Raw genomic sequence first — 11,912 nt, forward strand, 5'->3', positions numbered from 1 at the left:
TGGCCTAGTTCAGCGCTTCCATGCGCAGCTTCGTCACCTGCGACACAACGGTCTTCAGCGCCTCGATGTTCCTGATCGCCGCGTTGACGTGTTTTTCAACCGTTTCGTGCGTGATCAGGATGATGTCGGTCTCGCCCTTGCCGTTGGCGTCGACCTGCTCCGATTCCTTCTGCAGCAGCGCGTCGATCGAGATACCCGTGTCCGCGAGGATGCGCGTGATATCCGCGAGCACGCCGGTCACGTCTGCCACCCGCAGACGCAGGTAGTAGCCGCTCGTCACTTCGTCGATCGGCAGGATCGGCGTGTTCGACAGGCTGTCCGGCTGGAACGCCAGATGCGGCACGCGATGCTCCGGGTCCGCGGTATGCAGACGGGTCACGTCCACCAGATCCGCCACGACCGCCGATGCCGTCGGCTCGGCGCCCGCGCCCTTGCCGTAGTACAACGTGGTGCCGACCGCGTCGCCATGCACGACCACCGCATTCATCGCGCCTTCCACGTTGGCCAGCAGGCGTTTCTCGGGAATCAGCGTCGGATGCACGCGCAGTTCGATGCCCTTGTCGGTGCGGCGCGCGATGCCCAGCAGCTTGATACGGTAACCGAGCTCTTCGGCGTACTTGATGTCGATCGCCGCCAGCTTGCTGATACCTTCGACGTAAGCCTTGTCGAACTGCACCGGCACACCGAACGCGATCGCGCTCATGATGGTCGCCTTGTGCGCGGCGTCGACGCCTTCGATATCGAAGGTCGGATCGGCTTCGGCGTAGCCCAGTTCCTGCGCGGCCTTCAATGCGGTCACGAAGTCGAGCCCGCGGTCGCGCATCTCCGACAGGATGTAATTCGTCGTGCCGTTGATGATGCCCGCGATGTACTGGATCCGGTTCGCCGTCAGCCCTTCGCGCAGCGCCTTGATGATCGGAATACCGCCGGCCACCGCTGCTTCGAAAGCCACCATCACGCCGTTGGCGTGGGCCGCTTCGAAGATCTCGGTACCGTGCACGGCGAGCAGCGCCTTGTTGGCCGTCACCACATGCTTGCGATTGGCGATGGCGCGCAGCACCAGCTCGCGCGCGATGCCCGTGCCGCCGATCATTTCCGCGACGATGTCGATGGACGGATCGTCGACCACCGCGGCGAAGCTATCGGTGATCTCAACCGTGCCGGCTTCGGCGCCGAGCGCCGCCGTGGCCTTGGCCGGATTGCGCACGGCAATGCGCGCAATCTCGATGCCGCGGCCGGCGCGTCGTTTGATTTCTTCCTGGTTGCGGCGCAGTACCGTGAAGGTGCCGCTGCCTACCGTGCCGAAGCCCAGCAGTCCAACTTTGATCGGTTCCATGCAGCGTGTGTTTTCGAGTAAGGATTAAGGGAAACGGTTGTCCGGGTCTGTTGCGCCGTCAATCGGGAACGGCGGGCGTTTTTCAGACCGCGTGACGTTTTCGGTAGCCGTCGAGGAAGCGGGCGATCCGGTTGATCGAATCCGCCAGGTCGTCGACATTCGGCAAAAACACGACACGGAAGTGGTCCGGCGTCTTCCAGTTGAAACCCGTGCCCTGCACGAGCAGCACCCGTTCGGCCAGCAGCAGCTCCAGGATGAACTGCTGGTCGTCTTCGATCGGATACATCTTCGGGTCGAGGCGCGGGAACATATACAGCGCCGCATCCGGTTTCACGCAGCTCACGCCGGGGATCGCCGTCAGCATGTCATACGCGAGTTGGCGCTGTTTGTACAGGCGGCCGCTCGGCACGATCAGGTCGTTGATGCTCTGGTAGCCGCCGAGCGCCGTCTGGATCGCATACTGGCCGGGCACGTTCGGGCACAGCCGCATCGAGGCGAGAATGCCAAGTCCCTCGAAATAGTCTTTCCCGTGACGACGGTTTTCGCCGGTCAGCCCCGAAATAAACATCCAGCCCGCGCGGTAGCCGCACGACCGGTAACTCTTCGAGAGGCTGTTGAAGGTCACCGTCAGCACGTCTTCGGACAGCGCCGCAATGGCGGTGTGCTGCTTGCCGTCGTAGACGATCTTGTCGTAGACCTCGTCGGCGAAGATCACGAGACCGTGCGTGCGCGCAATCTCGATCAGGCCGAGCAGCAGTTCGTCCGAGTACAGCGCGCCGGTGGGGTTGTTCGGGTTGATGACGACGAGCGCGCGTGTGTTCGGCGTGATCCGGGCGCGGATATCGTCGAGATCAGGCATCCAGCCGTTCGATTCGTCGCAGATGTAATGCACCGGCGTACCGCCCGCGAGGCTAACGCCCGCGGTCCACAGCGGATAGTCGGGCGCCGGCAGCAATACTTCGTCGCCGTCGTTGAGCAGCCCCTGCAGCGCCATCACGATCAGCTCCGACGCGCCGTTGCCGATGTAGATATCGTCCAGCTCGACGCCGTGCACGCCCTTTTGCTGCGTGTAATGCATGATCGCCTTGCGTGCGGCGAACACACCTTTCGAGTCGGAATAGCCTGACGAGCCCGGCAGATTCAGGATCATGTCCTGGATGATTTCGTCGGGCGCATCGAAACCGAACGGCGCGAGATTGCCGATGTTCAGCTTGATGATGCGGTGGCCCTCTTCTTCGAGCCGTTTTGCATGTTCGAGGACGGGCCCGCGGATGTCGTAGCAGACGTTCAACAGCTTGTTGGATTTAAGAATCGGTTTCACGGCGGGCACTTCATCCTGGGTAATTAACAGGCCGCTCGGGCCTGTCGGGCTGGCCCGCACTATACGGGCTGTGGGCTATCGGGCATCCGAATGCGAAGCGGCGAATTCTTACGCGCTCCCGCGGACTTGTCTGATTGGCGCCTGCGGCGGGTTGCGCCGGGTGCTTAGGGAACCATCGACACCCTCGAAGGATCACTCAGCGAACCTTAAGAGAGCGTCTGATAAGCTGTTTGACCACGCTTGGCCCGGCGCGTCGACCGGGGTCCAGCAGCTGCTTCGGGCGCGGCTTATGGCGGCACGCGAAGCGGGGGGCGCCGCTGGGCGGCTAAAAAGTTATAATTTAGCGGATTTTGGCCGACTTCCGCAATGCACCAAGTGCATGCAGAAGCCCTTTCGGCCGCTTCGTGTCCATTGCGCGACGCTTTTCTGCCGCGGAACGAACGACTTCGGAAAACCAATTTGAAATTACACCAGGATTCGAGCGGCGCCCTGAACACCGTGACCGGTTACGGCGCCGGCTATGTCGAAATCAATCTCGAGCGCCATGTGGGCAGCATCCTCGTGATGCCGGAAAGCCCTGTCATTGCCTGGCCGGTGGCTTCTTTCGAGGCCCTCAGCCCGGAGCACTTCGCCATGCTGGTCGAGCCGGCGCCGGAAGTGGTGATCTTCGGCAGCGGCGATCGGCTGCGTTTTCCCCATCCGCGGCTGACCGCTGCGCTCGCGGCACACCGGATCGGCGTCGAGACGATGGACTTCAAGGCCGCCTGCCGCACCTACAACATTCTGATGGCCGAGGGCCGCAAGGTCGCGGCCGCCTTGCTGATCGAAGCCTGACCGGCGCGGCGCACCCTGGGCCATGGCCGTTTTGAGCGCCAACCGCGCGACGGCTCTCGGCGGCCGGCCCTGCGCAACCCGGCGTGCACCCCTAACAACACCGAAATGCCGCCCATGCGGCATCGTAAAAGAACAGGCTGATCATCCATGAACGATATGCCGTCCCGGCTACCGCTCAACCGCACCACCATCCTGCTGCTGGTGCTGGCACTTGCCCTTGTCTGGTTCGTGCCGCTCGGCTGGCGGCACCTGCTGCCGAGCGACGAAGGCCGCTACGCCGAAATGGCGCGCGAGATGTTCCTGACCGGCGACTGGATCACGCCGCGTTACAACGGCTACAAATACTTCGAGAAGCCGCCGCTGCAAACCTGGGCGAATGCGCTGACGTTTGCATGGTTCGGCATCGGCGAATGGCAGGCGCGGCTTTACACGGCCTTGACCGGCTTCGCTGGCGTCCTGCTGCTCGGCTTCACCGGCGCGCGAGTCTTCAATGCCGCCACCGGCGTGTTCGCGGCCATCGTGCTGGCGACCTCGCCGTACTGGAACCTGATGGGCCATTTCAACACGCTGGATATGGGCCTGTCGTTCTGGATGGAGTTGACACTTTGCGCGCTGCTGCTCGCCCAGCGGCCTAACTTGCCCACTGGCCAGGTGCGGCTGTGGATGTGGGTCTGCTGGGCGTCGATGGCGCTCGCGGTGCTCTCCAAAGGCCTCGTCGGCCTGATCCTGCCGGGCGCGGTGCTGGTGCTGTACACGCTGGTGGCCCGCGACTGGGCGCTCTGGAAGCGCCTGCATCTGATCGGCGGCCTGATCCTGTTCTTCGCGATCGCCACGCCGTGGTTCGTGCTGGTACAGCAACGCAATCCGGAATTCCTGAATTTCTTCTTTATCGTCCAGCAGTTCAAACGCTATCTGACGCCCGAGCAGAACCGCCCCGGCGCGTTCTATTATTTCGTGCCGGTGATCCTGGTGGGCTTCCTGCCCTGGCTCTCCATCAGCGTGCAAAGCATCCGCCACGCGCTGCGCCTGCCGCGCCAGCCGAACGGCTTCTCGCCGGTCGCCATGCTGCTGGTGTGGGCAGCGTTCATCTTCCTGTTTTTCAGCGCGTCGCATTCGAAGCTGCTGTCCTACACGTTGCCGATCGCCCCGGCGCTCGCGCTGCTGATCGGCATGTACCTGCCGCTAGTGAGTCCGGCCATGCTGCGCCGTCATCTGACGGGTTACGCAGTGTTTCTGGTGATCGCCGCGGTGGGCGCGCTGTTCATGAGCCGCCTCGGCGACGACCGCAATCCCACCGAACTGTACATTGCCTATCGCGTCTGGGTGCTGGCCGCCCTCGGCGTCGCCTTTGCGCTGACGCTCGCCGCACTGTGGCTGAACCGCCATAGCCGCGCCGGCATTCTTGGCGCCACGGCCACGTTCGGCGCGGCCTGGCTGCTGATGGGCACGATTGCCGGCACCGGTCATGACGTGTTCGGGCGTCTGAGTTCAGGCGCCCCGCTCGCCCCCGCCATCAAGGCTGCCATCGCCAGGCTGCCGCCCGATACGCCGTTCTACTCGGTCGGCGTGCTCGATCACACCTTGCCGTTCTATGTCGACCACACGATGATCATGGTCGAACATCCCGATGAACTGGCCTTCGGCGTGTCCGTCGAACCGCAGAAGTGGGTCCCGACATTCGACGAGTGGATCAGGCGCTGGGACGCGGACCGCTACGCCCTCGCGCTGATTCCGCCGGACCGGTACAAGAAGCTGCTGGCCGAGCATGTGCCGATGCAGGTCGTCGCCCGCGACCCGCGCCGGGTGATCGTCGAAAAGCCTTTGGCTGGCGACGCAGGCAATGCCGGCGCCGCAGCGCCCGGCGCAGCAAGCCCCGCTATAGCAAATCCGCAGCAATGACCCCATATCAGGACCTGAACCGTTGATGAACCCGATTTCGCTCTTTTGCATTCTTGCCGGCGTCACGCTGAACGCCTGCGCCCAGCTTCTGCTGAAGGCCGGCACGAATGCCGTTGGACACTTCGAATTCACCCGTGCGAACATCCTGCCCATTGGCTTCAAGCTGGCGACCCAGTTGCCGATCATCGGCGGGCTCGGTTGCTATGTGATCAGCGTCGCGGTGTGGGTGATCGGGCTCTCGCGTGTGGACGTGTCGATCGCCTATCCGATGCTCTCGCTCGGGTATGTCGTCAACGCCTTCGCCGCCTGGTATCTGTTCGGCGAGGTGCTGTCGGTTCAGCGGCTCGTCGGTATCGGCATCATTCTGATTGGCGTCGTCGTACTGGCGCGCAGCTAGGCGCCGTCAGGCTCTGAACCGGTGTGAACCGGTTTTTGCCGGTTACCGCAAGCAGTTTGTTACCGTTGAGGGCCGGCATGGCATGCCGGGCTGTAAGAGGTGGTAAGCACCCCGCGCAGGCAGCGTTATACCCGCTGACCGCGCCCCGGATTGCCGAAGTATCCTTGCCGGACGTCGTTGTTGTTGGTTGCCGCCCTATTTCTATCGAGCGAAGCATTCATGAGCCAGTCATCAGTCCCGTTTTTGCCGTTTGTCCGTCCGGAAATCGACGAAGAGACCATCCAGGGCGTAGCCGAAGTGCTGCGCTCTGGCTGGATCACGACCGGCCCGCAGAACCAGGCATTCGAAGCCGCGCTGTCGGAATTCTGCGGCGGCCGTCCCGTGCGCACCTTCAACTCCGGCACGGCCACGCTCGAGATCGGCCTGCGCATTGCCGGTGTGGGCGAAGGCGACGAAGTCATCACGACGCCCGCCTCGTGGGTCTCCACCAGCAACGTGATCTACGAAACCGGGGCGACGCCGGTATTCGCCGACATCGATCCGAAGACTCGCAACATCGATCTGGATCTGCTCGAGAAGGCCATTACGCCGCGCACCAAGGCGATCATCCCGGTGTATCTGTCGGGCCTGCCGGTCGACATGGACCGTCTCTATGAGATCGCCCGCGCCCACAAGCTGCGCGTGGTCGAAGACGCGGCGCAGGCGTTCGGTTCGACGTGGAAGGGCGAGCGCATCGGCAAGCTCGGCGACATGGTGTCGTTCAGTTTCCACGCCAACAAGAATCTGACTTCAATCGAAGGCGGCGCGCTGGTGCTGAACAACGAGGAAGAAGCCATCCTCGCCCAGAAGTACCGGCTGCAAGGCGTCACCCGCACGGGCTTCGACGGCATGGACTGCGACGTGCTCGGCGGCAAATACAATCTGACGGACGTGGCGGCGCGAGTCGGCCTCGGCCAGTTGCCGCATCTGGAGCGTTTCCTCGCGCAGCGCAAGAAGCTCGTGCGGGCCTACTTCGCGGGTTTTGAAGGCGGTGCAGCGGTTAAGCTCGGCATGGGTCTGCCGTTTGCTGACTTCGATAACAGCAACTGGCACATGTTCCAGATCACGCTGCCGCTCGAGAAGCTCTCCATCGACCGCGCCGGTTTCATGGGTCAGCTGAAGGAGCGCGGCATCGGTTCGGGCGTGCACTACCCGGCCATCCACCTGTTCACGCTGTACCGCGCACGCGGCTTCAAGGAAGGCATGTTCCCGCATGCAGAGCGCTTCGGCGCCACCACGGTCACGCTGCCGCTGTTCACGCTGATGAACGAAGGCGACGTGGCGCGGGTCTGCCAGGCGGTCAACGAAATTTGCGAACAATACGGAAAATAAGCGGAAATGAGTCAAACGGAACATCGCTCTCCGATGTCTGATACGCCGGAAGTCTCGGTCATCATTCCGGTGTACAACGAGGAAGCCGGTCTGGCCGCGTTGTTCGCGCGCCTGTATCCGGCGCTCGACGCGCTCGGCACCCGCTATGAAGTGATCTTCATCAACGACGGCAGCCGCGACAAATCCGCCGCGCTGCTGGCCGAGCAGTTCCGCAACCGGCCGGACACGACCCGCGTGATCCTGCTGAACGGCAACTACGGCCAGCATATGGCGATTCTCGCCGGCTTCGAGCAGGCGCGCGGCGAGATCGTCATCACGCTCGACGCCGACCTGCAGAACCCGCCGGAGGAAATCGGCAAGCTGGTCACGAAGATGCGTGAAGGCTACGACTACGTGGGCACGATTCGCCTGCAGCGCCAGGACAGCCTGTGGCGCCGCAAGGCCTCGCGGGCAATGAACCGTCTGCGCGAACGCATCACCCGCATCAAGATGACCGATCAGGGTTGCATGCTGCGCGCCTACAGCCGGCACATCATCGACACGATCAACCGCTGCGGTGAAATCAATACGTTCATTCCGGCGCTCGCTTACACCTTCGCGCAGAATCCGGTGGAAATCGAAGTCGCGCACGAAGAGCGCTTTGCGGGCGAATCGAAGTATTCGTTGTACTCGCTGATTCGTCTGAACTTCGACCTCGTCACCGGTTTCTCGGTGGTGCCGCTGCAATGGCTGTCGTTCATTGGGGTAATCCTCTCGCTGGGCTCCGCAGGCCTGTTCGTGCTGCTGCTGATTCGCCGCTTCATCATCGGCGCGGAAGTGCAAGGTGTGTTCACGCTGTTCGCTATCACGTTCTTCCTGCTCGGCGTGATCATCTTCGCGCTTGGTTTGCTCGGCGAGTACATTGGCCGGATCTACCAGCAGGTGCGAGCCCGTCCCCGTTATCTGGTGCAAACGATTCTCGAACAGCGCGACGGCACCACCGTCGCCGAGGCGCCCCGCCAGGCGCTGGTGCAGGCCGTTCAGCCGGCGCCGCTCATCGATCAGGGACCGAATCCATGAAGCCACGCGCGGTTGTATTCGCGTATCACAACGTCGGCGTGCGCTGCCTGCAAGTGCTGCTGGCGCGCGGCGTCGAAGTGGCGCTGGTGGTCACTCACGAGGACAGCGCAACCGAAAACATCTGGTTCGGCAGCGTTGCTTCGGTGGCCGCAAGCTATGGCATCCCCACAGTGACGCCCGCCGATCCGAAGAGCGACGAACTGCGCGCCGCGGTGAGCGCCGCGCGGCCCGACTTCATTTTCTCGTTCTACTACCGCCACATGCTGCCGGTCGACCTGCTCGCGCTGGCCGCGCGCGGCGCCTACAACATGCACGGCTCGCTGCTGCCCAAGTATCGCGGCCGCGTGCCGACCAACTGGGCCGTGTTGAAGGGCGAAACCGAAACCGGCGCCACGTTGCACGAGATGGCCGCCAAACCTGACGCAGGCGCGATCATCGCGCAAACGCCGGTGCCGATCCTGCCGGACGATACCGCCGCGCAGGTGTTCGACAAGGTCACCGTGGCCGCCGAGCAGACGCTCTGGCGCGTGCTGCCGGCGCTGCTCGCCGGCGAGGCACCACATCTGCCGAACGATCTGGCGCATGGCAGCTACTTCGGCGGACGCAAGCCCGAAGACGGCCGGATCGACTGGAGCCAGCCGGCTCAGGACGTCTATAACCTGATCCGCGCCGTGGCGCCGCCTTATCCCGGCGCGTTCACCGAGATCGACGGTCAGCGCTTCGTCGTCGCGCGGGCGCGTCTTGCCCGTCCCGGCGCGCTCCGCTCAGATTTGCCCCCCGGCCTCCACGTAAGCGATAATGCGTTTTTTGCGGTGTGCGGCGATGGCCGCGCCATCGCCATCCACGAATTGCGGCGCCAGCACGAAGGCCAACAGCCCGTCGTCTCCCCTGCCGAATTCTCCCAGTTCATTCAATCTTCCCGTCATCAATGAAAAAAGTCCTGATTCTGGGTGTCAACGGCTTCATCGGCCATCACCTGTCCAAGCGCATTCTCGAAACGACCGACTGGGAAGTGTTCGGCATGGACATGCAAACCGAACGCCTGGGTGATCTGATCAATCACGAGCGGATGCATTTCTTCGAAGGCGACATCACGATCAACAAGGAGTGGGTCGAGTATCACGTGAAGAAGTGCGACGTGATCCTGCCGCTCGTTGCGATCGCCACGCCGGCCACTTACGTGAAGCAGCCGCTGCGCGTGTTCGAGCTCGACTTCGAGGCGAACCTGCCCATCGTGCGTTCGGCGGTGAAGTACGGCAAGCACCTCGTGTTTCCGTCCACCTCCGAGGTCTATGGCATGTGCACGGACGAGCAGTTCGACCCGGAAGAGTCGCAACTGTCGTATGGCCCGATCAACAAGCCGCGCTGGATCTACGCGTGCTCGAAGCAGTTGATGGACCGCGTGATCTGGGGCTACGGCATGGAAGGCCTCAACTTCACGCTGTTCCGTCCGTTCAACTGGATCGGCCCGGGCCTCGATTCGATCTATACGCCGAAGGAAGGCAGCTCGCGCGTGGTCACGCAGTTTCTTGGCCACATCGTGCGCGGCGAGAACATCAGCCTCGTAGATGGCGGCGCGCAAAAGCGTGCCTTCACGGATATCGACGACGGCATCGGCGCACTGATGAAGATCATCGAGAACAAGGACGGCGTCGCCACCGGCAAGATCTATAACATCGGCAACCCGACCAACAACTTCTCCGTGCGTGAGCTCGCGCACAAGATGCTGGCGCTCGCCGCCGAATTCCCGGAATACGCGGAAACGGCCAAGCAGGTGCAACTGGTCGAAACGTCGTCGGGCGCGTACTACGGCGCGGGCTATCAGGACGTGCAGAACCGCGTGCCGAAGATCGACAACACGATGCAGGAACTCAACTGGGCACCGAAGTCGACTTTCGACGAAGCGCTGCGCAAGATTTTCGAAGCGTATCGCGGCCACGTCGCGGAAGCGCGTGCTCTGGTCGAACAGCAATAAATAAGGGCTGATCCTTGGCTCGCATCGTCCTGAAGATCGACGTCGACACGCTGCGCGGCACCCGCGAAGGCGTGCCGAACCTCGCCCGCATCTTCGACCGTTTCAAGGCGCGCGCCACCTTCCTGTTCAGCCTCGGGCCCGACCACACCGGTTGGGCGATGCGCCGCGTGCTGCGCCCGGGGTTTCTGCAGAAGGTTTCGCGCACTTCCGTGGTCGAGCATTACGGCATCAAGCAATTGATGTATGGCGTGTTGCTGCCCGGGCCGGACATCGGCGCGCGGGCTGCATCGGAGATGCGTGCGATCCACGAGGCCGGTTTTGAATGCGGTATTCACACGTGGGATCACGTCTACTGGCAGGACAACGTGCGCTCGCGGGCGCGCGACTGGACCGTCGCGCAGATGGAGGCGAGTCACTCCCGTTTCATCGAAATCTTCGGCACACCGCCCGTCACGCACGGCGCCGCCGGCTGGCAGATGAACGGCCATGCGTTCGAGCAGATCGACGCGTGGGGCATGCAGTATGCCTCCGACGGGCGCGGTCATTCGCCGTACTTCCCCGTCGTGGACGGCAAGACCCTCTCGCACGTGCAGATGCCCACCACACTGCCCACGCTCGATGAAGTGCTGGGCGTCGACGGCATCGATCTGGACAACGTTGCCGCGTGGATGTTGAAGCGCACCGAGAACAATCCCCACGACCAGGTGTACACGCTGCACGCCGAGCTCGAAGGGCAAAAGCTCGCGCCGGTGTTCGAACAACTGCTGGACGGCTGGCGCGCTCAAGGCCACACGTTCGCCACGATGGGCGACTATCATGCCGCGCTGGACCGCAGCACGCTGCCATCGTACCCTGTCACCTGGGGTGAAATTCCTGGCCGTTCCGGCGAACTGATCGTGCAGCCGTCGTGAGCCGGGGCGCGGCAGAGTAGCCCGACGCCTGACCATAACAACCGGAGAACCTCGTGCCCATCGCAGTCGACCAACCCGTCCCCGACTTTACCGCCCCCGCAACCGGTGGCGAGATTACGCTGTCCAGTCTTCGGGGCAAAAAGGTGGTGCTGTATTTTTACCCGAAGGACAACACGCCAGGCTGCACGACCGAAGGTCTGCAGTTCCGCGATCTGTATCCGAAGTTCAAGAAGGCCGGTGCCGAGATTCTCGGCGTCTCGCGCGACAGCCTGCGCTCGCATGACAATTTCAAGGCCAAGCTTGAACTGCCGTTCCCGTTGATCTCCGATCCGGAAGAAACGCTCTGCGCGCTCTTCAACGTCATCAAAATGAAGAAAATGTATGGCAAAGAAGTACGGGGAATCGAACGATCCACGTTTGTCATCGACAGCGAGGGCGTCCTGCGCCACGAGTGGCGTGGCGTGAAAGTACCAGGTCATGTCGATGAAATTCTGGAGGCTGTACAAGCGCTGTGAGGCGCGTTATATTGGGCTGCAATGAGTGCCTGTCCACCCCATACTTTCCGCGGCTGCGCCGCATGTCACGCCTCTGTAGTCGAGGCAGTGAGGCGCAACGCGATGACCGAAGTCGAGCCGCTTGCCCCGTTTGCCGGGGCGGCGGCTTTTTTAATTGCGCGAAGCCGTTCTTTTACCCGGCCACGCGCTCTCGTCAAGGAGCCGATCGAAAACCAGGCGAACCGGCATTTTTAGACCGAAGCGCGCCTCCGGGCGCAAACTGCGTGGGCCTTTTGGCACACCAGCAGAATGCGA

General features: G+C 62.8%; 12 protein-coding genes. 10 read left to right on the top strand and 2 right to left on the bottom strand.

The features are described from left to right. Window positions 1-4: 4 nt before the first annotated feature. Both P3T20_RS28245 and P3T20_RS28250 read right to left on the bottom strand, forming a co-directional pair. Window positions 5-1,336, bottom strand: a complete 1,332-nt coding sequence (locus P3T20_RS28245; protein ID WP_074264837.1) for a homoserine dehydrogenase — start codon at window positions 1,334-1,336, stop codon at window positions 5-7. 82 nt (window positions 1,337-1,418) lie between these two features. After that, complete coding sequence (locus P3T20_RS28250; RefSeq protein WP_074264838.1) at window positions 1,419-2,666, bottom strand: pyridoxal phosphate-dependent aminotransferase; 1,248 nt, start codon at window positions 2,664-2,666, stop codon at window positions 1,419-1,421. 450 nt (window positions 2,667-3,116) lie between these two features. Here P3T20_RS28250 and P3T20_RS28255 point away from each other — a divergent pair, with 450 nt between their 5' ends. The 10 genes from P3T20_RS28255 (at window position 3,117) to P3T20_RS28300 (ending at window position 11,852) form a co-directional block, all read left to right on the top strand. After that, complete coding sequence (locus tag P3T20_RS28255; protein ID WP_074266094.1) at window positions 3,117-3,491, top strand: Mth938-like domain-containing protein; 375 nt, start codon at window positions 3,117-3,119, stop codon at window positions 3,489-3,491. A gap of 147 nt (window positions 3,492-3,638) precedes the next feature. After that, window positions 3,639-5,390, top strand: coding sequence for a glycosyltransferase family 39 protein (locus P3T20_RS28260; RefSeq protein ID WP_429288475.1), 1,752 nt, complete (start codon window positions 3,639-3,641; stop codon window positions 5,388-5,390). A gap of 25 nt (window positions 5,391-5,415) precedes the next feature. After that, on the top strand, window positions 5,416-5,787 hold the full coding sequence (locus P3T20_RS28265) for a DMT family transporter (RefSeq protein WP_074264840.1): 372 nt from the start codon (window positions 5,416-5,418) through the stop codon (window positions 5,785-5,787). Window positions 5,788-6,006: 219 nt separating this feature from the next. Then, entirely contained in the window at window positions 6,007-7,158 is a 1,152-nt protein-coding gene (locus P3T20_RS28270) for a DegT/DnrJ/EryC1/StrS family aminotransferase (RefSeq protein ID WP_074264841.1), read from the top strand. Between the two features lie 6 nt (window positions 7,159-7,164). Further along, window positions 7,165-8,217, top strand: coding sequence for a glycosyltransferase (locus P3T20_RS28275; RefSeq protein WP_074264842.1), 1,053 nt, complete (start codon window positions 7,165-7,167; stop codon window positions 8,215-8,217). Further along, entirely contained in the window at window positions 8,214-9,149 is a 936-nt protein-coding gene (locus P3T20_RS28280; RefSeq protein WP_074264843.1) for a formyltransferase, read from the top strand. The genes P3T20_RS28275 and P3T20_RS28280 overlap by 4 nt, the downstream gene beginning before the upstream one ends. Beyond that, a complete protein-coding gene (locus P3T20_RS28285; RefSeq protein ID WP_074264844.1) occupies window positions 9,146-10,192 on the top strand; it encodes a bifunctional UDP-4-keto-pentose/UDP-xylose synthase in 1,047 nt (348 codons plus the stop codon). Before P3T20_RS28280 ends, P3T20_RS28285 begins: the two co-directional genes overlap by 4 nt. Window positions 10,193-10,206: 14 nt before the next feature. After that, a complete protein-coding gene (locus P3T20_RS28290) occupies window positions 10,207-11,103 on the top strand; it encodes a polysaccharide deacetylase family protein (RefSeq protein WP_074264845.1) in 897 nt (298 codons plus the stop codon). A 53-nt stretch (window positions 11,104-11,156) separates the two neighbouring features. Next, window positions 11,157-11,618, top strand: coding sequence for a peroxiredoxin (locus P3T20_RS28295; protein WP_074264846.1), 462 nt, complete (start codon window positions 11,157-11,159; stop codon window positions 11,616-11,618). A gap of 102 nt (window positions 11,619-11,720) precedes the next feature. Further along, the gene (locus tag P3T20_RS28300) at window positions 11,721-11,852 is read left to right on the top strand and encodes a hypothetical protein (RefSeq protein ID WP_302050851.1); all 132 of its coding nucleotides are present in this window, start codon (window positions 11,721-11,723) and stop codon (window positions 11,850-11,852) included. Window positions 11,853-11,912 lie beyond the last annotated feature (60 nt).

The organism is Paraburkholderia sp. GAS206C (assembly GCF_050435645.1).
Lineage (GTDB): Bacteria > Pseudomonadota > Gammaproteobacteria > Burkholderiales > Burkholderiaceae > Paraburkholderia > Paraburkholderia phenazinium_B.